At 51.7% G+C, this 22,553-nt stretch carries 19 protein-coding genes; 7 read left to right on the forward strand and 12 right to left on the reverse strand.

Going from position 1 to position 22,553, the window contains the following annotated elements:
- Nucleotides 1–101: 101 nt before the first annotated feature.
- From bamA to rpsB, 9 genes are all read right to left on the reverse strand, one after another.
- Nucleotides 102–2,516 carry an outer membrane protein assembly factor BamA gene (gene bamA / locus AAIG39_RS16110; protein WP_249569276.1) on the reverse strand — a complete coding sequence of 805 codons (2,415 nt, stop codon included), beginning with the start codon at nucleotides 2,514–2,516 and terminating at the stop codon, nucleotides 102–104.
- 31 nt (nucleotides 2,517–2,547) lie between these two features.
- On the reverse strand, nucleotides 2,548–3,897 hold the full coding sequence (gene rseP / locus AAIG39_RS16115; protein ID WP_343194263.1) for a sigma E protease regulator RseP: 1,350 nt from the start codon (nucleotides 3,895–3,897) through the stop codon (nucleotides 2,548–2,550).
- 11 nt (nucleotides 3,898–3,908) lie between these two features.
- Complete coding sequence (cdsA, locus tag AAIG39_RS16120) at nucleotides 3,909–4,766, reverse strand: phosphatidate cytidylyltransferase (protein WP_090081748.1); 858 nt, start codon at nucleotides 4,764–4,766, stop codon at nucleotides 3,909–3,911.
- Nucleotides 4,767–4,778: 12 nt separating this feature from the next.
- Nucleotides 4,779–5,537, reverse strand: a complete 759-nt coding sequence (ispU, locus tag AAIG39_RS16125) for a (2E,6E)-farnesyl-diphosphate-specific ditrans,polycis-undecaprenyl-diphosphate synthase (RefSeq protein WP_090081745.1) — start codon at nucleotides 5,535–5,537, stop codon at nucleotides 4,779–4,781.
- Between the two features lie 183 nt (nucleotides 5,538–5,720).
- Nucleotides 5,721–6,920 (reverse strand): 1-deoxy-D-xylulose-5-phosphate reductoisomerase, encoded by a 1,200-nt coding sequence (gene ispC / locus AAIG39_RS16130; protein ID WP_090081742.1) that lies wholly within the window; start codon nucleotides 6,918–6,920, stop codon nucleotides 5,721–5,723.
- A 94-nt stretch (nucleotides 6,921–7,014) separates the two neighbouring features.
- Nucleotides 7,015–7,572 (reverse strand): ribosome recycling factor, encoded by a 558-nt coding sequence (gene frr, locus AAIG39_RS16135; protein WP_039078435.1) that lies wholly within the window; start codon nucleotides 7,570–7,572, stop codon nucleotides 7,015–7,017.
- A gap of 152 nt (nucleotides 7,573–7,724) precedes the next feature.
- Nucleotides 7,725–8,450 (reverse strand): UMP kinase, encoded by a 726-nt coding sequence (gene pyrH, locus AAIG39_RS16140; protein ID WP_039078434.1) that lies wholly within the window; start codon nucleotides 8,448–8,450, stop codon nucleotides 7,725–7,727.
- A gap of 146 nt (nucleotides 8,451–8,596) precedes the next feature.
- On the reverse strand, nucleotides 8,597–9,448 hold the full coding sequence (tsf, locus tag AAIG39_RS16145; protein ID WP_039078433.1) for a translation elongation factor Ts: 852 nt from the start codon (nucleotides 9,446–9,448) through the stop codon (nucleotides 8,597–8,599).
- Between the two features lie 139 nt (nucleotides 9,449–9,587).
- Nucleotides 9,588–10,313: a 30S ribosomal protein S2 gene (gene rpsB, locus AAIG39_RS16150; RefSeq protein ID WP_090081739.1), complete on the reverse strand. Its 726-nt coding sequence runs from the start codon at nucleotides 10,311–10,313 to the stop codon at nucleotides 9,588–9,590.
- 377 nt (nucleotides 10,314–10,690) lie between these two features.
- Here rpsB and map point away from each other — a divergent pair, with 377 nt between their 5' ends.
- The 4 genes from map (at nucleotide 10,691) to AAIG39_RS16170 (ending at nucleotide 15,708) form a co-directional block, all read left to right on the forward strand.
- The gene (map, locus tag AAIG39_RS16155) at nucleotides 10,691–11,482 is read left to right on the forward strand and encodes a type I methionyl aminopeptidase (protein WP_090081736.1); all 792 of its coding nucleotides are present in this window, start codon (nucleotides 10,691–10,693) and stop codon (nucleotides 11,480–11,482) included.
- Nucleotides 11,483–11,666: 184 nt separating this feature from the next.
- Entirely contained in the window at nucleotides 11,667–14,342 is a 2,676-nt protein-coding gene (glnD, locus tag AAIG39_RS16160) for a bifunctional uridylyltransferase/uridylyl-removing protein GlnD (RefSeq protein ID WP_343194264.1), read from the forward strand.
- 30 nt (nucleotides 14,343–14,372) lie between these two features.
- Nucleotides 14,373–15,197: a 2,3,4,5-tetrahydropyridine-2,6-dicarboxylate N-succinyltransferase gene (gene dapD / locus AAIG39_RS16165; protein WP_039078429.1), complete on the forward strand. Its 825-nt coding sequence runs from the start codon at nucleotides 14,373–14,375 to the stop codon at nucleotides 15,195–15,197.
- A 121-nt stretch (nucleotides 15,198–15,318) separates the two neighbouring features.
- Nucleotides 15,319–15,708: a DUF3461 family protein gene (locus tag AAIG39_RS16170; protein ID WP_039078428.1), complete on the forward strand. Its 390-nt coding sequence runs from the start codon at nucleotides 15,319–15,321 to the stop codon at nucleotides 15,706–15,708.
- A gap of 154 nt (nucleotides 15,709–15,862) precedes the next feature.
- Here the strand turns inward: AAIG39_RS16170 and cdaR are convergent, their stop codons facing one another.
- The 3 genes from cdaR to dgt form a co-directional block, all read right to left on the reverse strand.
- Nucleotides 15,863–17,020: a DNA-binding transcriptional regulator CdaR gene (gene cdaR / locus AAIG39_RS16175; protein WP_090081732.1), complete on the reverse strand. Its 1,158-nt coding sequence runs from the start codon at nucleotides 17,018–17,020 to the stop codon at nucleotides 15,863–15,865.
- 162 nt (nucleotides 17,021–17,182) lie between these two features.
- The gene (gene degP / locus AAIG39_RS16180; protein WP_343194265.1) at nucleotides 17,183–18,631 is read right to left on the reverse strand and encodes a serine endoprotease DegP; all 1,449 of its coding nucleotides are present in this window, start codon (nucleotides 18,629–18,631) and stop codon (nucleotides 17,183–17,185) included.
- A 135-nt stretch (nucleotides 18,632–18,766) separates the two neighbouring features.
- Nucleotides 18,767–20,281, reverse strand: coding sequence for a dGTPase (gene dgt / locus AAIG39_RS16185; protein ID WP_090081726.1), 1,515 nt, complete (start codon nucleotides 20,279–20,281; stop codon nucleotides 18,767–18,769).
- 108 nt (nucleotides 20,282–20,389) lie between these two features.
- On the opposite strand from dgt, the gene mtnN reads away from it, so the two are divergent.
- The 3 genes from mtnN to AAIG39_RS16200 are packed head-to-tail and all read left to right on the forward strand — an operon-like array spanning nucleotide 20,390 to nucleotide 22,519.
- A complete protein-coding gene (gene mtnN, locus AAIG39_RS16190) occupies nucleotides 20,390–21,088 on the forward strand; it encodes a 5'-methylthioadenosine/S-adenosylhomocysteine nucleosidase (protein ID WP_047371776.1) in 699 nt (232 codons plus the stop codon).
- Nucleotides 21,081–21,881: a vitamin B12 ABC transporter substrate-binding protein BtuF gene (gene btuF, locus AAIG39_RS16195; RefSeq protein WP_090081725.1), complete on the forward strand. Its 801-nt coding sequence runs from the start codon at nucleotides 21,081–21,083 to the stop codon at nucleotides 21,879–21,881. The genes mtnN and btuF overlap by 8 nt, the downstream gene beginning before the upstream one ends.
- Nucleotides 21,882–21,895: 14 nt before the next feature.
- Nucleotides 21,896–22,519 (forward strand): TRIC cation channel family protein, encoded by a 624-nt coding sequence (locus AAIG39_RS16200; RefSeq protein ID WP_090081723.1) that lies wholly within the window; start codon nucleotides 21,896–21,898, stop codon nucleotides 22,517–22,519.
- Nucleotides 22,520–22,553 lie beyond the last annotated feature (34 nt).

Genomic DNA, 22,553 nt, shown 5'->3' on the forward strand with positions numbered 1-22,553 from the left:
CCGTTTGTACCCGCAGGTACCGTTCTTTGCGTTGGTGGACAGTACGAAGCGCACTGCCTCACCATCACGACACTACTTATGCATTCCTTCGCAGCGGCAAGTTACCAGGTTTTACCAATGTTAAACTGGAACTGTTCTGCCTTGTCTCCATCGTATTTCTTAAACGGCTGGGCGTAGGAGAAAACCAACGGCCCCAATGGGGACATCCATTGTAAGGCGATACCCGCGGACATACGGATATTGCTCGGGTCACTGTAATCCGGTACGCCTAATGCCTTCATATCAGCAGTATTTTGCCAGTTGGTATCCCAAACTGTACCTGCATCCCAGAAGAACGATGTACGCACAGAATTCGCATACTTCTCGCTGATAAACGGCGTCGGCGTAATGAACTCTACGCTTGCCACGCCCATTGCGTTACCGCCCACGGCGTCACTGGAGCTACAGTATTTCTTCGTCGTCGAGTCACAGTTATCCAGCCCCTTCGCTCCATAGTAAACAGCTTTCGGACCAATGTTATTGGACTGGAAACCACGAACACTACTGGAACCACCGGCATAGAAGTTCTCATAGAACGGCAGTTCTTTACCACTCAGGCCGTCACCGTAACCCCAACGCGTACGTCCCAGCACAACCCATTTATGATCGTCATCGATCGGGAAGTAAGACGCCGTATCAACCGTAACTTTGTAGAACTCGTTATCGGACCCTGGAATCGTCACTTTACCATTCAGGTTGACACGTGAGCCCTTGGTCGGGAAGTAACCACGGTCAAGGTTGTTGTATGTCCAACCATAGTTGAAGGTGAAGTCGTTTGCCGTGAAGCCATTATTATCATCGGTTTTACTGGCGCTTTGACCGATAGAGTCCAGATAACGCCACATCGCCACCTGCGGTTCCATCTTCGACAGATCGTTATGGACATAGCCCAAACCCATACGCAGGGTATTGTATTCATTAACCGGGAAGCCTAACGTGCCATCCAGACCATAGCTTTTGTTGGTGTAGGAGGACAGATCGGCGTTGTCTGCTTTAAAGTCATTGTAGAAGATACGCCCGCCGAGACTCACACCATCCACCGTAAAGTACGGGTTGGTAACTGAGAATTCGGAATAGGTCTGGTAGTCGTTTTTCGTACCGTTGATACCGACAGAGTAGCCGGTACCCAGCCAGTTATCCTGCTGAACACCGACCTGGAAGCTAACACCGCTTTCTGTACCGTAGCCAACACCGAAGTTGAAGCTACCGGTGTTACGCTCTTTAACTTTATACACGACGTCAACCTGATCCGGGCTGCCCGGCACACGCTGCGTATCGGTATCTACCGTTTCGAAGTAACCCAGACGGTTGAGACGCTCTTTACCCTGGTCTACGAGGTCGCTGCCCAGCCATGCGCCTTCCATCTGACGCATTTCACGGCGCAGAACGGCATCTTTCGACGTATCGTTACCTTCGAAACGAATTTTACGCACATAGTAGCGGTTACCCGCATCGACATTCACATGCAGCTTAACGGTTTTATCTGTATCGTTAATTTCCGGCTGCGACTGAACGCGAGGGTAGGCATAGCCATAGCGACCAAGAAGCTTTTTAATATCATCTTCCATTTTGGTCACTTTGGTGCCGTTATACAGTTCACCCGGCTGGATTTTGGTCATGCTTTCAATCTCTGCGGAGTGACCCGCCAGATTTCCGTTGACTTCAACACCCGAGAGTTTGTACTGATCCCCTTCGGTCACGTTGACGGTGATATAGATGCCTTTTTTATCCGGCGTCAGACTCACCTGCGTGGAATCAATATTAAAACGCGCATAACCGCGGTCCAGATAGTAACTGCGCAATGTTTCAAGATCGCCCGCCAGCTTCTGTTTCTGGTATTTGCGATCGCCCACAACGTTCCACCATGGCACTTCATCGCGCAACTGGAAGGTGGAGATCAGTTCTTCGGTCGAGAACGCATGGTTCCCGACGATGTTGATCTGTTGGATCTGCGCTGATACGCCTTCCTGGAAGACCAGCTTAAGGTCAACACGGTTACGTGGCAGAGGGGTAACAACTGCTTTCACGCTGGCACTGTATTTACCAACGCTGTAGTAGAAATCTTCCAGTCCTTTTTCAATATCAGACAGTGTAGTGCGATCCAGAGATTCGCCTACACGCACGCCTGAAGCTTCAAGGTTCTGCTTCAGCATGTCATCTTTCACCGATTTGTTGCCGGAGAAAGTGATACTGGCGATTGTCGGACGTTCTTTCACCTGAACGAGAAGGGTATCACCGTCGCGGAGTACGCGGACATCCTCGAAGTTACCAGTGGCAAACAGGGCGCGGATGGTGTTACTGATGTCTTCATCATTCACCGTGTCGCCTGGGCGCACCGGCATACTGAGGAGGGCCGCACCAACGGCGACACGCTGCAGGCCTTCGAAATGAATATCCTTCACTACGAACCCGTCAGCACCGTATACGGTGGCGCTGCTAAACAGCAGCGACGCTATGAGCAACTTTTTCATCGCCATCGTTATTATGCGTTCTTCCTAACAAACTCTCTTACAACCGAGAGAAATCATTGAAAAGTGCAAGCCCCATTAACAACACCAGCAAAATCGAGCCAATGCGATAACTAAAGTCTTGAACCCGCTCGGATACCGGTCCGCCTTTTAGCTTCTCAATCGCTAAAAACAGCAGATGCCCTCCGTCAAGGACAGGTAATGGGAACAGGTTGATGATGCCTAAGTTCACGCTTATCAACGCGAGGAACATCAGGTAGTAAATCAACCCGAACTCCGCTGACATCCCAGCCCCCTGAGCGATCGAGATCGGCCCACTGAGGTTGTTCAGTTTTACGTCACCGGTTATCAATTTCCCCAACATACTGACCGTTAGCTTCATCAATTGCCACGTTTTGTCCGTAGCTTCAGCGATAGCGCTAAATGGTCCGTACTGGCGTACTGTCTTATACTCATCTGGCAGCGGGATAATTTTCGGCACTACGCCAGCAAAACCCTCCGCCTTGTTACCGGGTTTCTCATCCGGAATTAGCGTTAAAGACAAGGGACTCCCATGCCTTTCAATGTCCAGAGCTAACGGTGTGCCCGGATTATCGCGCACCAGGGTGACAAACGTCATCCACTGCGTTAACTGCTGACCATCGACTTTAACGATCCTGTCGCCAGCTTGCAAACCTGCTTTGCTTGCAGCCGAGCCTAATTGTACCTCAGCTAATACCGGTTCAACCTGCGCACCGCGAGGACGAATCCCTAATGACGCTACCGGGTCGTCTTTGTCAGGTGCAAAATTCCACTGTTGTAAATCAAGAACTTTGTCCTGGCGGTTATTGCTCCCAAACGGTGCCACGCTGAGTGTGGTTTGCTTGTCACCAATTTTGGCTATCAATTGCAAACGCACAGCATCCCAATCAGGCGTTTCGATACCATCAATCGCTTTAAGTTCCGTACCTGGCGTAATTTGCGCATTTGCCGCAATGGAATTGGGCGCGATTTCACCAATAACCGGCCGAACACCCGGTACACCGATGATAAAAACCAGCCAGTAAGCCACGATAGCAAAGAGGAAATTAGCGATGGGTCCCGCAGCGATAACCGCAGCACGCTGGCCAACGGTTTTATTGTTGAAGGCGTAATGGCGCATTTCCGGCGTCACCGGTTCAACGCGCTCATCCAGCATTTTGACGTAACCACCAAGCGGAATGACGGCTATAACGAATTCCGTACCTTGCTTGTCCTTGCGACGCCAGAGCGCTTTACCGAAACCAATGGAAAAACGCTCTACTCTCACGCCGCAACGGCGAGCAACCCAGAAATGGCCAAATTCATGCACGGTGATAAGAACACCAAGCGCAACAATGAACGACGCCAAATCCCAGAGAAAGCTCAGCATAAAACCGTCCGTTAAATCGTCCTGAAAACCAGTAACAGCAGACAGGCAAATACAGGAACCGCCGCCGTCAGGCTGTCGATGCGGTCAAGTATACCACCGTGACCGGGGATTAAATGACCGCTGTCTTTGATACCGGCTTCACGCTTAAACATGCTTTCCGTCAGATCGCCCAACACCGAAGCCAACGCTGCGATTACAGAACAGAGTAATAATGTCGATGGCGAAACATCCAGATTTGCCCAGGCACCGTAGCCCCAGGAAATAATTCCCGCGGTAAACAAGCCGCCAATAAAGCCCTGCCAGGTTTTTCCCGGTGACACTTTCGGCGCCAGCTTATGTTTGCCAAATAGTTTGCCAAACATGTACGCACCGGAATCAGCGCCCCATACCAGGATCATGATATACAGCAACCATAGCGCCCCGCTGTAGTGATTATCAGAATAATGCCATGACCGCAGCGCCACCATACCCCAGAAAAAAGGAATAATTGTGAGAATGCCGAAAATCAACCGTATAGGTTTTGAATTACGCCAAATTGCTGCAGACGCAGGATAACCCAGCACCAGCACCAGTGCGATAATCCACCACACAAGCGAAGCCCAAAGCGAAACCTCAACCACTGGCTGATGAATATTCGGATGGTACTCCGGCAGCATGAACAACATCAACGCCAGCACCAGCCCGCATAATACCGCCAGCCAGACACGCTGTGCCCGTGACGTAAAACCGCTCAGTTGCCCCCATTCCCATGCAGCCAGCATGCAAACGGCAAGCGTAACAATCGCAAAACCCACGGGCGGCAATAAGAACAATGCAGCAATGACAATGGGTATTAATACAAACGCAGAAATCAGGCGATACTTCAGCAAAAGCTACCCCCATCAGGCTTTGTCGCCACCTGGCTCGGTGCCGCCGAAACGACGCTCTCGATTGGCAAAGGCATGCAGCGCACCTTCAAAGTCTTGTTCATCAAAATCGGGCCAAAGAACATCCGTAAAGTAAAGTTCGGCATAGGCAATTTGCCAAAGTAAAAAGTTACTTATGCGATGTTCCCCCCCCGTCCTAATCACTAAATCTACAGGTGCCAGTTCATGCATACAGATTTGCTGACTCAGCAAATCTTCATCAATCTGATCAGGACGTAACACCCCTTCCTGAACCTGAACGGCCAATTGCCGTACTCCCTGTACGATATCCCAGCGTCCGCCATAATTCGCCGCGATATTTAGCGTCAGCCCTGTATTCTGGGCAGTCAACGCTTCCGCTTTACGAATACGCTCTTGCAGACGCGCGTTGAAACGGCTGGTATCACCAATAATGCGCAAACGCACATTATGTCGGTGCAGGCTCTTCACTTCACTGTCCAGTGCCCACACAAATAACTCCATTAACGCACTGACTTCTTGCGCCGGACGATTCCAGTTCTCACTACTGAACGCGTAAAGCGTTAACGCACCAATCCCGCTGTTGGCAGCAAAAGAAACGGCACGGCGGACTGATTTCGCACCCGCTCTGTGTCCAAATGCCCGTATCTTTCCTTGTCTTTTCGCCCAGCGACCATTGCCGTCCATAATGATTGCTACATGGCGACAGCCATGTGCTGGCAAATTTTCGCTAATTGGTTGATTCGCAGACAACATAACGCGTTTTAGTCCCTGAAAAGGATTTAGCGGTACTCAGGAATACAAAAGCCTTTACGCAAAAAAGCCGTGTCAACCACGGCTTCCCCTCACAGCCCGACGTTAAACAGGCTGATGGATGGCGCAGACTATATCACCGAAGCCCAACGCTAACAAATAGCATGACTATTAGTGGCTGGATTATCACCAGCTTGCGAAGCGCGTCACTTGTTTTTGCGCTACATCACGTGCAAGCCGATCCACAGCCAATACATCATCAATACTTTGTGGTTCGCTTAATACCATCTGTTCCAGAACAGACAGATTCAGCGCAGCAATATCCGTAAAACGGATAGCGGAAGCCAGAAATGCCGACACCGTTACCTCATTCGCTGCATTCAGCGCCGTTGTCGCGGCCTGCCCCTGTGCAAACGCATCTATCGCCAGCTTCAGGCAAGGGTAACGGTCATAATCAGGTGCGGCAAAACTCAACGCACTCAGCTTACAAAAATCGAGGGCATTGGCACCAGAAGGCACACGTTCAGGCCAGGCCATAGTATGTGCAATCGGTGTACGCATATCCGGTTCACCAAGCTGCGCTAAAACACTACCGTCCTGATAACGCACCATGGAGTGGATCACCGATTGCGGGTGAATAAGCACTTCCATCTGGCGGGCGGAAGCGTTGAATAACCAGCGCGCTTCAATGTATTCCAGACCTTTATTCATCATGGTGGCGGAATCAACAGAGATCTTTCTCCCCATCGACCAGTTCGGATGGCGACATGCCTGATCTGGCGTCATTGAGGCCAGATCTGACATGGGCGTTTCACGAAACGGGCCACCAGACCCGGTAAGCAGAATAGACGAAACGCCATTCTGCTCTAAATCAGCGTACCCCAGGTTTTGTTGGATTGTTTCCGGTAAACTCTGAAAAATAGCGTTATGTTCGCTATCCACCGGGAGGAGCTGCGCCCCACTCTCTTTCACCGCGTCCATAAAAAGACGTCCGCAGGTAACCAGCGACTCTTTATTGGCAAGCAACACTGTTTTACCCGCGCGAATAGCCGCAAGCGTAGGCACCAGGCCGGCAGCACCAACAATCGCCGCCATTACCTGGTCGACATCATCGAGCGACGCCATCTCACAGGCTGCCTGTTGACCACTCATGACCTGCGTCGGGCAGCCCTGTTGTTTTAATTCAGCTTTTAGCTGACGCGCACTGGTTTCATCATCCATCACCGCAAAACGCGGGGTAAATTCCAGGCATTGTTCCACCATACGGGCAACATTTTTACCCGCAACCAGGGCAGTAATGGAAAAGCGATCGGGATTGTGGCGAACCACATCGAGCGTGCTGCAACCAATAGAACCTGTTGAGCCCAGAAGGGTTAAATGCTTCATGAAACGCTCACAATATTGTGCAGATTAAAAGCAAAACGCCGCCAGCAAAGCCCCCGTGGCGGCTCTCTGTACGGCGTTTTTCGTCGGTGTTGAATCAGAACTGCATCAGTTCTGCTTCTTTATCCGCCAGCGCCGCATCGACTTTTTTGATTGCAGCGTCAGTTAGTTTCTGCACGTCTTCCTGGGAACGACGGTCATCATCTTCACTGATTTCTTTATCTTTCAGCAGCGCTTTTACTTTGTCGTTCGCATCACGACGCACGTTACGAACGGCAACGCGTGCTTGTTCAGCTTCGCCACGAACAATTTTGGTCAGGTCTTTACGACGTTCTTCGGTCAGCGGCGGCAGCGGAACGCGAATGTCGGTACCTGCGGAGCTTGGGTTCAGACCGAGGTCAGACGCCATAATGGCTTTCTCAACGGCCGGGCCCATAGAACGATCGAACACGTTGATTTTCAGCGTACGGGAGTCTTCTACCGTTACGTTCGCCAGCTGGCGCAGCGGCGTCGGAGTACCGTAATACTCAACGACGATACCATCCAGAAGGCTCGGAGAAGCACGGCCAGTGCGCACTTTGCTGATTTGGGTTTTGAACGATTCTACGCATTTTTCCATGCGTACTTCAGCATCTTTTCTGATATCGCTAATCACGTTACGAATCCTTGAAATCTTGTCTCAGGCAAACCATACGCCACTTGAGTGGTTAGTATAGTCTCGTTCAGTACAAGGCACCGTGAAGATGCCTGACAGAACTGCTAAATAAATTAAGGCGGAATCTTACCCTTATTTGTTGCTTACGGGAATTATTCCGTAATCAAAGTGCCTTCATTTTCACCCATTACCACACGACGCAACGCGCCCGGCTTGTTCATATTGAACACGCGGATAGGTAATTTATGGTCACGGGCCAGGGTAAAGGCGGCAAGATCCATTACTTTCAGTTCTTTATCAAGAACTTCGGTATAACTGAGTTGATCATACATGGTCGCAGCCGGATCTTTTGCCGGATCGGCAGTAAACACACCATCAACCTTAGTGGCTTTCAGTACGACATCCGCTTCGATCTCAATGCCGCGCAGGCAGGCGGCGGAATCTGTCGTAAAGAACGGGTTACCAGTACCGGCGCTAAAGATCACAACTCGATTGTTACGCAGCAGGCTGATTGCCTCAGCCCAGCTGTAGTTGTCACACACACCGTTCAGCGGAAATGCGGACATCAGACGGGCATTCACATAGGCGCGATGCAGCGCGTCACGCATTGCCAGGCCATTCATGACCGTAGCCAGCATGCCCATGTGGTCACCCACCACGCGGTTCATACCCGCTTTCGCCAGGCCAGCCCCACGGAACAAGTTACCGCCACCAATTACCACCCCAACCTGAACACCCAGTTCAACCAGTTCTTTGATTTCTTGCGCCATGCGATCAAGGATGCTTGCATCAATACCGAAACCTTCGGAACCCTGCAGGGCTTCGCCGCTCAGCTTAAGAAGAATGCGTTTATAGACGGGTTTTGCATTGGTAGCCATGTTTCTTTCCTGAGACTGTCAACAATTAGACGGGTTTAAATCCGGCGATATGATACGTCGCCTGTCAGCGCAAACACTATAGCGATTGGCTGATTTTACTCTGACGGGAACAAAAAGAAGCCGCCCTCAGGCGGCTGCTTTAATAATTAAGACTGCTTGGACATTGCAGCAACTTCTGCTGCGAAGTCAGTCTCAACTTTCTCGATACCTTCGCCCACTTCGAAGCGGATGAAGTTCGTTACATCAGCGCCCTGCTCTTTCAGCAGTTGGCCAACGGTTTTGCTCGGATCCATAACGAAAGGCTGGCCAGTCAAAGAAACTTCGCCGGTGAATTTCTTCATACGGCCTTCAACCATTTTCTCAGCGATTTCTTTCGGTTTGCCAGACTGCATGGCGATGTCCAGCTGAACCTGGTACTCTTTTTCTACCACTTCAGCAGACACGTCTTCCGGTTTAACGAATTCTGGTTTGCTTGCAGCGATGTGCATAGCCAGCTGTTTAACCAGCTCTTCGTCTGCGCCTTTAGCCGCAACCAGAACACCGATACGCGCACCGTGCAGGTAAGAACCCAGCACTTCGCCTTCCAGGGAAGCAACACGACGGATGTTGATGTTCTCACCGATTTTAGCAACCAGCGCTACACGTTCTTCTTCGAACTGTGCTTTCAGAACTTCAACGTCAGTGATTTTGCCTGCAACAGCTGCGTCCAGAACTTTGTTAGCAAATGCCTGGAAACCACCGTCTTTCGCAACGAAGTCAGTCTGGCAGTTAACTTCCAGAATGATACCGTAGGTGCCGTCGATCTTGGTGATGATCACGCCGTCAGCAGCAACGTTGCCTGCTTTTTTCGCAGCTTTGATAGCACCAGATTTACGCATGTTTTCGATTGCCAGCTCGATGTCGCCGTTAGCTTCAGTCAGTGCTTTTTTGCAATCCATCATGCCTGCGCCAGTACGTTCACGCAGCTCTTTTACCAGGGATGCGGTAATTTCAGCCATTCTTTAATCCTCGGGAGAATTTGACCTGCCCGGCTCGCAGAACCGTACAGATATGAAAGTAAAAAAGGGGCCTGAGACAGGCCCCCTAACCAAACTTGTAACTACCTGGTTAATAAGGGCTCTTAAAGAGCAAGCCTTATTATTCAGCTTCTACGAAGCTTTCTTCCGCCTGAGCAGCCAGATCCTGAGAACGGCCTTCACGGACGGTCGCAGCAACAGCATTCAGGTACAGGCTAACAGCACGGATTGCGTCGTCGTTACCCGGGATAACGAAGTCAACACCGTCCGGATCGGAGTTGGTATCAACGATAGCAAATACCGGGATACCCAGGTTGTTTGCTTCTTTGATCGCGATGTGCTCGTGGTCAGCGTCGATAACAAACAGTGCGTCCGGCAGGCCGCCCATGTCTTTGATACCGCCCAGGCTGTTTTCCAGCTTGTCCAGCTCACGAGTGCGCATCAGCGCTTCTTTCTTGGTCAGCTTGTCGAAAGTACCGTCCTGAGACTGAGTTTCCAGGTCTTTCAGACGTTTGATGGACTGACGAACGGTTTTCCAGTTAGTCAGCATGCCGCCCAGCCAGCGATGGTTCACGAAGAACTGGTCGCAGCTGTTTGCAGCTTCTTTCACCGCTTCGCTTGCCGCGCGCTTAGTACCAACGAAAAGGATTTTGCCTTTACGAGAAGCGATCTTGTTCAGTTCAGCCAGAGCTTCGTTGAACATCGGTACAGTTTTCTCAAGGTTGATGATGTGAACTTTGTTACGCGCACCGAAGATGAAAGGCTTCATTTTCGGGTTCCAGTAACGGGTCTGGTGACCGAAGTGAACACCAGCCTTGAGCATGTCGCGCATGGAAACAGTTGCCATGATTAAAACCTCTATATAAAAGTTGGGGTTATGCCTCCACGTATCCCATATTACCGACCCCGAAGGGCACCCCGGAATATGTGCCGATACGTGTGTGTTATTACACAAAGTGAGATTTGGTCGCCTCAGTTCCGAAGAGGAACGGAAGTCCGGCGCGCTTTATACCATAAACAGGCGCCAGACTCCAATAATTGTTGGCGTTACGCCCGGCGCTGAACGATGAATTTCCTGTGACAGTGGAGCATCTCAGTACTCGTGCGGTACGAAAGACGAAGTTCAGAATGATTCTCAATTTGGCACAGTACTCGTCAGACTGTTACCATTGACAGCACTTAGACTAGTATTGTCGAAAAATTCGACGCTGATGGACAGAATTCATGGCTATCTCAATAAAGACACCAGAAGAAATTGAAAAAATGCGCATCGCCGGCCGCCTCGCCGCCGAAGTGCTCGAAATGATTGAACCTTACATTAAGCCCGGCGTCAGCACTGGCGAACTGGATCGTATCTGCAACGACTATATCGTTAACGAACAGCATGCTATTTCCGCCTGCCTTGGCTATCACGGTTTCCCGAAATCCGTCTGCATCTCTATTAATGAAGTGGTCTGCCACGGCATTCCGGACGACGAAAAACTGCTGAAAGATGGCGATATCGTCAATATCGACGTGACGGTAATTAAAGATGAGTACCACGGCGACACGTCGAAAATGTTTATCGTCGGTAAACCCACCATTCTGGGCGAGCGTCTGTGCCGTATCACCCAGGAGAGTCTCTATCTGGCGCTGAGAATGGTGAAACCGGGCATTCGTCTGCGCACCCTCGGCGCGGCGATTCAGAAGTTCGTGGAAGCGGAAGGCTTCTCTGTGGTACGTGAATATTGCGGTCACGGTATTGGTCGCGTTTTCCACGAAGAGCCGCAGGTGCTGCACTACGATGCTGACGACGGCGGCGTGGTGCTGCAAAAAGGGATGACCTTTACCATCGAGCCGATGGTGAATGCTGGCGATTACCGTATCCGCACCATGAAAGATGGCTGGACGGTAAAAACCAAAGACCGCAGCCTTTCAGCGCAGTATGAGCACACGATTGTGGTTACCGACACAGGGTGCGAGATTCTGACCCTGCGTAAAGATGACACTATCGAGGCTGTATTAACCGCCGCTTGAGAGTATTAAACGGTCCGCCCCGCGGGCCGTTGTTTTCTTCCCCCAGCCCCGCTTTACGTCATATATATAAACGACTTTTCATTTCCCGTTATCTCTTCTAATTTGTCGCATATGTCTTTGCATTCCGACCGCTGTCTGGTTCGGCTATGTCGCGTCCTGCCTTCAACTTATGGGTGGCCTGTTAATGAGCAATACATTTTCTGAACAATTCATCAGTACGGTGAAACCCACCCTTCCGGGTCAACCGGACTATCCCGGGAACTGGTCACAGGACGAACTGAATTGCGCCACTATCAAGGCGCATATTGATACTTTTCAACAATGGCTGGGGCATGTTTTTGACGCCGGACTTTCTGCCGAACAATTGATAGAAGCGCGCACGGAGTTTATCGATCAGCTCCTGCAACGCCTGTGGCTGGAGTATGGTTTTGGCGACATCGGCGATACCGCGCTGGTTGCCGTAGGGGGCTACGGTCGCGGCGAACTGCACCCGTTGTCAGATATCGACCTTCTCATTTTGAGTCGCGCGAAACTGCCGGACGAGCAGGCTCAAAAAATCGGTGAACTGCTCACGCTCTTGTGGGACGTTAAGCTGGAAGTCGGCCATAGCGTGCGTACACTAACCGAGTGCCTCCAGGAGGGACTTTCCGATTTAACAGTCGCCACTAACCTGATTGAATCAAGGTTGTTAATTGGCGATGTCGCCCTCTTTCTTGAACTGCAAAAGCATATTTTTAGCGAAGGTTTCTGGCCATCGGAAAAATTCTTTCCGGCCAAAGTGGCGGAACAGAATGAGCGTCACCAGCGTTATCACGGCACCAGTTATAATCTGGAGCCTGATATCAAAAGCAGCCCTGGCGGCCTGCGCGATATCCACACCCTGCAATGGGTCGCACGTCGCCACTTTGGCGCAACCTCAATGGATGAAATGGTGGGGTTTGGCTTTTTAACCGAAGCCGAACGCAACGAGCTCAATGAGTGTTTGCACCTGCTCTGGCGTATCCGCTTCGCCCTGCACCTTGAACTTAACCGCTATGACAACCGTCTGCTGTTTGACCGCCAGCTCAGCGTCGCCCAACGCCTGAATTACGTCGGTGAGGGGAACCAGCCGGTTGAGCATATGATGAAGGATTTCTTCCGCGTCACTCGTCGCGTAACAGAACTGAACCATATGCTATTGCAGTTGTTCGATGAGGCCATCCTGGCGCTCACCGCAGACGAAAAACCGCGACCGATTGATGACGAATTTCAGCTCCGCGGTACGCTGATTGACCTGCGCGATGACAATCTGTTTATCCGCGAGCCGCAGGCTATCTTGCGAATGTTCTATATGATGGTGCGTAACAGCAGCATCACCGGCATCTACTCCACAACCTTGCGCCATCTACGTCATGCCAGACGCCACCTGATACAACCGCTGTGCTATATCCCGGAAGCGCGGTCAATATTTCTCAGCATGCTCCGCCATCCCGGCGCCGTGAAGCGTGGTCTGCTGCCAATGCATCGCCATAGCGTTTTGTGGGCCTATATGCCGCAATGGTCGCATATTGTCGGGCAGATGCAGTTTGACCTTTTCCATGCCTATACCGTGGACGAACACACCATCCGGGTGATGCTCAAACTGGAAAGTTTCGCCAATGAAGAGACGCGTCAGCGTCATCCGCTTTGCGTAGAATTGTGGCCTCGTCTGACGCATCCCGAACTTATCCTGATCGCTGCGCTGTTCCACGATATCGCCAAAGGTCGTGGAGGTGATCATTCGGTGCTGGGTGCGCAGGATGTGCTGAAATTCGCCGAATTACACGGTCTCAACTCGAGGGAAACACAGCTGGTTGCCTGGCTGGTGCGTCATCACTTGCTGATGTCCGTCACCGCCCAGCGGCGCGATATTCAGGACCCGGAGGTTATCAAACAGTTCGCCGAAGAAGTGCAAACTGAAAACCGCCTGCGTTTCCTGGTGTGCCTGACAGTGGCAGACATTTGCGCCACCAATGAAACACTGTGGAACAGCTGGAAGCAGAGCCTGCTGCGTGAACTCTATTTCGCCACAGAAAAACAGCTGCGTCGGGGTATGCAAAACACGCCTGATATGCGCGAACGCGTGCGTCACCATCAGTTGCAGGCACTGGCGCTGCTGCGCATGGATAATATAGATGAAGAGCAACTGCACCAGATTTGGGGCCGTTGCCGCGCTAACTACTTCGTCCGCCACAGTCCAAACCAGCTTGCCTGGCACGCGCGACATCTGTTGCAACATGACCTGAGTAAGCCGTTGATCCTGCTCAGTCCGCAGGCTACGCGCGGCGGTACCGAGATATTTATCTGGAGTCCGGACAGGCCTTATTTGTTTGCTGCGGTCTGCGCCGAACTGGACCGGCGCAATCTGAGCGTACATGACGCGCAGATTTTCACGACCCGTGATGGCATGGCGATGGATACGTTTATCGTCCTGGAGCCAGACGGTAGCCCACTGTCGCCGGATCGTCATGACGCAATCGGCTTTGGCCTGGAGCAGGCGATTACACAACACAGTTGGCAGGCACCACAGCCACGCCGTCAGCCGGCTAAGTTGCGCCATTTTACCGTCGATACAGAAGTGAACTTCCTGCCGACGCATACGGACCGGAAAAGTTTTCTGGAACTCATCGCTCTGGATCAACCTGGGTTGCTGGCCCGCGTGGGTAAGGTGTTTGCCGACCTTGGCATTTCACTCCACGGGGCAAGAATTACGACAATTGGTGAGCGAGTAGAAGATTTATTTATAATCGCGACTGCCGACCAGCGTGGCCTTAATAATGAGCTGCAAAAGGAGGTACAACAACGGTTGACAGAGGCCCTCAATCCAAACGATAAAGGGTGACGTGTTTTTTTATATGGAAAGAGTTTAACAATGCAGCAGTTACAGAACGTTATTGAAGCCGCTTTCGAGCGTCGCGCAGAGATCACCCCGGCAAATGCGGATACCGTTACCCGTGAAGCGGTTAACCAGGTTATCGCCCTGTTAGATTCCGGCGCGCTGCGCGTCGCAGAGAAAATCGATGGTCAGTGGGTCACTCACCAGTGGCTGAAGAAAGCCGTGCTGCTCTCTTTCCGCATTAACGATAATAAGGTTATCGAAGGTGCGGAAAGCCGCTACTTCGATAAGGTACCGATGAAGTTCGCCGATTACGACGAAGCACGTTTCCAGAAAGAGGGCTTCCGCGTTGTTCCGCCAGCGGCGGTGCGTCAGGGTGCATTCATCGCCCGCAACACCGTACTGATGCCCTCTTATGTGAATATCGGCGCTTACGTTGATGAAGGCACCATGGTCGATACATGGGCCACTGTCGGTTCATGTGCGCAGATTGGTAAAAATGTTCACCTGTCTGGCGGTGTCGGAATTGGTGGTGTTCTGGAACCATTACAGGCGAATCCGACCATTATCGAAGATAATTGCTTTATCGGCGCACGTTCTGAGGTTGTGGAAGGTGTTATTGTTGAAGAAGGTTCAGTGATCTCGATGGGTGTGTACATTGGACAAAGTACACGCATTTATGACCGCGAAACGGGCGAAGTTCACTATGGCCGCGTACCAGCGGGTTCCGTTGTTGTTTCAGGTAACCTGCCGTCTAAAGACGGTAAATACAGCCTGTACTGCGCTGTCATCGTGAAAAAAGTCGATGCCAAAACGCGTGGTAAAGTTGGCATCAACGAGCTGCTGCGCACCATCGACTAAGTCGTACCCTCTCTCAATTCGGGAGAGGGTGACATATCCCGCCTTTTTTGCATTTCCAGGTGGCGAAAATAGATTTTTTCGTTAATTATTCATAGGTTATGTTGAGCTTAAGGGTACCGCTATGTACGATAATCTGAAAAGTTTAGGCATCACCAATCCTGATGAAATCGATCGCTATAGTCTCCGTCAGGAAGCAAACAACGACATTCTGAAAATCTATTTTCACAAGGATAAAGGCGAGTTTTTCGCTAAAAGCGTAAAGTTTAAATACCCTCGTCAGCGCAAAACAGTTGTCGCGGATGGTATCGGCCAGGGCTACAAAGAGGTGCAGGAGATCAGTCCAAACCTGCGCTACGTGATCGACGAGTTGGATCAAATCTGTCAGCGTGACCGTACGGATGTGGATCTGAAACGTAAGATCCTGGACGATCTCCGCCATCTGGAAAGCGTTGTCGCGAACAAGATCAGCGAAATTGAATCCGATCTGGAAAAACTGACGCGCAATAAATGATTATTGGGTTTTGCCCATCACGTAAGCCGGATAAGCGTAGCGCATCCGGCATATATGCAGGTGATGCGGCCTGGTGCCCGCCCCCTGCACCTCTCTCACAGTGAGAGGATGCAAATACTGAAAAAGGCAACTTATGTTGCCTTTTTGCTTTTCTTTACCGCTGCTCATCCAGTTGCAGCGCCACATAGAGCAACAACCTGTCGTCAAAATTCCCCAGATCCAGTCCGGTGAGTTCAGAAATACGGTTCAGACGATATTCCAGCGTATTACGGTGAATAAACAACGCTTTTGACGTCGCCAGCGGCTGAACATTGTGGCGGAACCATGCGGAAAGCGTACGCCGCAGCAGTCCATTATTATCCATCGCTTTAAGGCGCTGCAGCGGACGGGAAAGCTCATTCGCCTGCCAGCCACCGCGTAAACTATCGAGCAGGACCGGCAGCATCAAATCCTGGTAGAAATAGCTACGGCTTTCCGGCATGCGCTGTTTACCCACCATCATGGTGGTGCGTGCAGTACGGTAGGAACGGGCGATACTGCCCGGCCCGGTAAAGTAATTACCCAGCGCAACGCGAAAACGCAGCTGGCCATTTTCTTTCATGCGCTGAATCAGTTGGTCAACGCGCTTACGGTGATCTTCGGCATCCCAGCGACCAAACTGGTTCAGCGCGGGTTTGAGCACCACCATTTCGGTTAACGAGACAATCGCAATCAGGTTGTTGCGCTCAGGTGTGGTCAGGGCGTTTTGCAGTTGCTGGAGTTCAGCCATGGCGCTGTCCACGCCTAATTGTCCGCTGTCGACTTCCACCACGGCAACCACACGCGGCTGATTTAAATCGATACCCAAACGCTGCGCCCATTCGGTGAGCGCTGGCGTATGCTCTTCTGCCTGAATCAGGTTCATTACCAGCTCTTCACGCAGACGGCTGTCCTGAGCCAGCAGGTGCATCAGGCGGGACTGTTCGAGCATCATTTCTGCGGTCATGCACACCAGCTCGCCATATTTACGCAACGACTCAGGTTCCCCTGTCAGGCCAATAACGCCGACAATTTCACCTTCCAGACGCAACGGCAAATTGATGCCCTGGCGGACCCCATGCAGGTGACGGGCAACGGCATCATCAATATCCACCACGCGGCCCTGTGCCAGTACGAGCAATGCGCCTTCGTGCAATTCCCCAATTCGCTCGCGATCGCCGCTACCAATAATGCGGCCACGAGCATCCATCACGTTAATGTTTGTATCGATAATGCGCATGGTGCGCGCAACGATATCCTGCGCCATTTTAGTATCAAGATGCCAGCCAGCCATGTAACCCTCCCGTGAGCAGAGCACAAGCATATGGGAGAAAACTACGTCGTACATTGTGCAAACGCACAAAGCAGGCGGCGGAAGTGTGGAGTTGTGGAAGGCCTCACAAAATCTGAGGAGAGCACCCTCTTCTTCCGGATGGAAGAAGAGGGTTTATGCGGATTACTGCATCAGCAGATAGATTGAAGTATCACCACGCTGAATATTCAAAGCCAGAACCGAAGGCTTGCTGTCGATGATTTTGCGCAACTCGCCGAGGTTTTTCACTGGTTGTTGGTTCGCCCCAACGATGATATCCCCTTTCTTGAGGCCGATGCGTGCTGCTGGCGTGTTGGCTTTCACCACATTCACGACAACGCCCTCATCTTTACCGTTATTGCTCATTTCAGCACCTTCTATACCGCTGAAAATATTGCCGGAATCTACCTGATTCTGGCTGCTCTGCTGCAGTTCGAGGCTTACATTCACCGGCTTACCATCACGCACCAGACCCAGCTGTACCTTACTGCCGATAGGCATAGAACCCACTTCCGCACGCAGCGCGGCGAAGCTGCTGATTGGTTTGCCATTCAGCGAAGTAATCACATCACCGGCTTTTACACCTGCTTTCGCAGCGGCAGAGTTCGGCATGACCTGGCTGACAAAAGCACCGCGCTGGGCATCAACTTTCATCGCTTTCGCCAGTTCAGAGTTCAGTTCAGTACCCATGATGCCCAGTTCGCCGCGACGTACCTGGCCATACTGGACCATCTGCGCCGTCAGGTTTTTCACCATAGTACTTGGGATCGCAAAGCCGATACCGATGTTGCCGCCATCCGGAGCAAGGATTGCGGTATTGATACCAATCAGTTCACCGTTCAGATTAACCAGCGCACCACCGGAGTTCCCCCGGTTGATCGCCGCATCGGTCTGAATAAAGTTTTCGTAGTTTTCCGCGTTCAGGCCGCTACGACCCAGCGCAGAGACAATACCCGAAGTCACAGTTTCTCCCAGACCAAACGGGTTACCGATAGCAACGGTATAATCACCTACGCGCAGTGCGTCGGAGTCGGCAATTTTAATCGCAGTCAGGTTCTTCGGATCCTGAATTTGCACCAGCGCGATATCAGAACGCGGGTCTTTACCAACGATTTTGGCATCGAATTTACGGCCATCGCTCAACTGAACTTTGATGGAGGTCGCGTTATCCACCACGTGGTTGTTCGTCACTACATAGCCTTTGGCCGCATCAATAATGACACCAGAGCCCAGGGCCATAAATTTCTGCTGCTGAGCGCCATCCTCCCCTGGACCACCTTGTCCCCCCGGCGCACCGCCGCCCTGACAGAAAGGCGAGCCCTGGAATGGAGAACCATCCTGGCAGAACGGGGAATTATCACCGAAGAACTGCTGGAAATTGCGCGGCATACGCGGCGTGTTAACCGTCGTGCTGCCTTCAACGTTAATGCTTACAACGGATGGCATGACCTGTTCAAGCATCGGCGCCAGGCTTGGCATCTGCTGCGAAGTCGATACCGATGACGCGGTTTCGGCAGCCATCACGGAAACAGGGGACAGCGCCAGGCCTAAAGCCAACGCCAGTGCACTCATTGCTAAAGTTGTTTTTTTCATGTCTCTCAATCTCTTTACTGGTAACGCAAACGGCTGTGTATGTATCACTCAGAGTCGCTTTATAACGTGAAGTTCCGGGATTAAGTTTTTGGAAAAAGTAAAAATTTATTGTCCGTCTTTACAATTCTCAACCGATTATTCAACCGCCATCAAGCGGCGGTATTCATCCCATGCATATAAATCTGTCATTCCGCTGATATAATCCTGGATGAGCCGACAGCGATGATAATATTCCATTATCGCGAAGTCGCTCCCGTCCCGGGATAATTTGCTCACGGCCTCAATGTAGGCCAGCCGATGGCGTGTTGATAACTTCTGGAACAGGCGCGATTCAATCGGGAAACGTCGAACGCGATCTTTTTCCACAATTTCTGAAAAATCGGCCAGTGATAATTGCAGCAATGGACGATAAATCTCCAGCAACCCACTGATCACGCGGTATCCCTGTAATTCCAGTTGCTCAACATCGGGATGACTAAACACCTCTTTAATGGCGACATTTTTATAAAGTTCAAGGAGCTGACTGTAATCACTATCATCCTCCAGCAGGGCGTGATTGAATTCCCCACTGAATATTTGCGGTAAGTTTTCAATAAATCGCTGCGCGGCATAAGGCACAAGTTTATTTAAGGTATTTACACGTAAATACATAAAGAATTGATCTTCGGCGCTGCGACTTAATGAATTTGCGCGGGATTTCTCCCAGGCATTTTCCACCACCTGAGAAAATAGTGAGCCCTTACTGTGTTCACCCCAGGCGTCATAGAGATGCTGATAGAGCTGTTCCGCGGTAAAAATGCGCTTTTCCACTGCATCTTCAAGATCGGCAACGCAATAGGAAATATCGTCAGCGGCTTCCATTATCCACGTCAATGGGAAACGACTGTAAGTATCAAGATCAAGTTCTTTACGCAGCCGTGCAACATACGCTTCTTCGGAAAAATAAAAACCCGGCTTTTTCATTAAATAACTGTGGGAGGATGGCGGTGGCCCACTCCACCATGCAGGGCGAGTATATTTTAAAATGCATCCCACCTGCGCCCAGGTCAGATTCATGCGCATCAGAGTGTGGACCAGGCGAATACCCTGCGCATTACCTTCGAAATGGCTGAGATCCTGGCGTACTTTGCGACGTAACGCGTTCAGCGAATCCTCCCCCTCACGTAGACGCAGCACCACCACTTCACAGCGATCATCCGTCAGCGGCTGGCTGGCCGCATCCTCTGGTGCCAGGCGATGGCGGAACCAGTCATTTATCGCCGCCTCGCCAAAATGACCAAACGGCGGGTTACCGATGTCGTGCATCAGACAGGCCATTTCAACAATACTTTCAAACGGACCTGTAAGTTCGTCCAGGCCATAGGTTTCAAGAAGACGAAGCTCTTTCAGGCGGCTTAACACTTCTTTGGCGATGTAACGCCCAACCTGCTGCACTTCCAGCGAATGGGTCAATCGCGTGCGTACTGCCGCGTTGCGCTCCAGAGGGAAGACCTGTGTTTTTTGCTGCAGACGGCGAATCGCCGCCGAATTGATTATCCGCCCGCGATCGCTTTCAAAAATGCGCAGGATTTCGCGCTCAGTTTTCACGCCTTGCGGTGAGCGGTAGCGACGATGCCAGTTTATTTTTTTGCGAAAATCGATCTCAGCCATTTCCTCTCCTGTCAGCGAGGCGTCACGGGATATCATGCAATTGTGTATGCCATGATAGACTATGCCCTGAAAACGTAACCCTGTCTTATCACATTAGCGAGTATCTCCATGAAAATTGGCATTATTGGTGCAATGGAAGAAGAAGTTACGCTGTTGCGTGACAAAATCGAAAATCGTCAGACGCTGACTATTGGCGGCTGTGAAATTTACACCGGTACGCTGAATGGTACAGAAGTCGCCCTGCTGAAATCTGGCATCGGCAAAGTGGCCGCCGCAATGGGCGCAACACTGCTGCTGGAACGCTGCAAGCCGGATGTGATTATCAATACAGGTTCTGCCGGTGGACTGGCGTCAACGCTGAAAGTCGGTGATATCGTGGTCTCTGACGAAGCTCGCTACCACGATGCGGATGTCACTGCCTTTGGCTACGAGTTCGGCCAGTTACCCGGCTGTCCGGCGGGCTTTAAAGCGGATGAAAAGCTGATTACGGCGGCAGAAAGCTGCATTAAACAGCTCAATCTGAATGCGGTTCGCGGTCTGATTGTCAGCGGCGATGCCTTTATTAACGGCTCCGTAGGTCTGGCCAAAATTCGCCATAACTTCCCGCAGGCGGTAGCCGTTGAAATGGAAGCCACTGCTATCGCGCATGTTTGCCATAACTTTGGTGTGCCGTTTGTGGTAGTACGAGCTATCTCCGACGTGGCAGACCAGCAATCCCACCTGAGCTTTGATGAGTTCCTGGTGGTTGCCGCGAAACAGTCCAGCCTGATGGTTGAGACACTGGTGCAGAACCTGGCCCGTGGCTAAACATCTGTTCAGGGCGCTGGCCGCCCTGCTTATTTTTGCTTCGACGTGGCTTAACGCCGCGTCGCGCGTAATCTCCCTCTCGCCCGCGAATACGGAAATGGCCTTTGCCGCTGGCATCACGCCCGTGGGCGTCAGCAGCTATTCAAATTTTCCCCCTGAGGCGGAAAAAATCGAGCAAGTTGCCACCTGGCAAGGATTAAACATTGAGAGGATTGTGGCGTTAAAACCCGACGTCGTCCTGGCATGGCGCGGCGGCAATGCAGAACGTCAGGTTGATCAGTTAGAGCGGCTTGGTATCAAGGTGCTGTGGCTGGATGCTGTCACCATCGAACAGGTCGCGGAATCTTTAGCCGAACTCGCGCAATACAGTCCTCATCCCGAACAAGCACAGCAGGCATCAGTTGAACTGCTTGCCCATTACCACGAGCTGAAAAAACAGTACGCCGGACAGACCAAAAAACGCGTTTTTCTGCAGTTCGGCGGGGAACCCCTTTTCACCAGCGGTAAGGGCTCGCTACAAAACGAAGTGCTGGAACTTTGCGGGGGCGAAAATATTTTTGCCGCCAGCCGGGTTCCCTGGCCCCAGGTGAGCCGTGAGCAAGTACTGGCGCGCGAACCACATGCTATCGTTGTAGCAGGAGATGCGAGCGAAATTCCTAAAATCGAACAATTCTGGCGCAAACAGCTCGATATTCCGGTCATTCCGCTAAACAGCGACTGGTTTGAGCGCGCAGGTCCGCGTATTATCCTCGCCGCTCAACAACTCTGCCCTGCCCTGGCGCAGGTGAAATAACCGGGGATTGAACCATGCTTGTCTACTGGCTGGATATTGTCGGTACCGCTGTTTTTGCCATCTCAGGTGTGCTGCTTGCCGGAAAACTCCGGATGGATCCTTTTGGTGTGCTGGTATTAGGCGTGGTGACCGCCGTCGGTGGCGGCACGATCCGCGACATGGCGCTGGCCCACGGACCGGTGTTCTGGGTGAAAGATCCGACCGATCTGGTCGTCGCCATGGTCACCTGCATGCTGACGATTTTGCTGGTTCGCCAGCCAAGACGCCTGCCGAAGTGGGTTCTGCCAGTGCTGGACGCCGTCGGTCTGGCTGTGTTTGTCGGTATTGGGGTAAACAAAGCGTTCATGGCCGGTACCGGCCCCCTGGTCGCAACGGGTATGGGTGTGCTGACCGGGGTTGGCGGCGGGATCATTCGTGATGTGCTGGCGCGCGAAGTCCCTATGATCCTGCGAACGGAAATCTATGCCACCGCCTGTATTATTGGCGGCATTGTGCATTCAACAGCGGCTTACGCCTTTGATGTACCACTGGAAAACGCCGCAATGCTTGGGATGGTAGTCACGCTGGGCATTCGCCTTGCCGCCATACGCTGGCATCTCAAACTGCCAACGTTTGCACTCGATGAGAATGGCAGATAACAAAAAGCCGTGTCAGTGACACGGCTTTCTTATG

Source organism: Phytobacter palmae, assembly GCF_039409775.1.
Lineage (GTDB): Bacteria > Pseudomonadota > Gammaproteobacteria > Enterobacterales > Enterobacteriaceae > Phytobacter > Phytobacter palmae.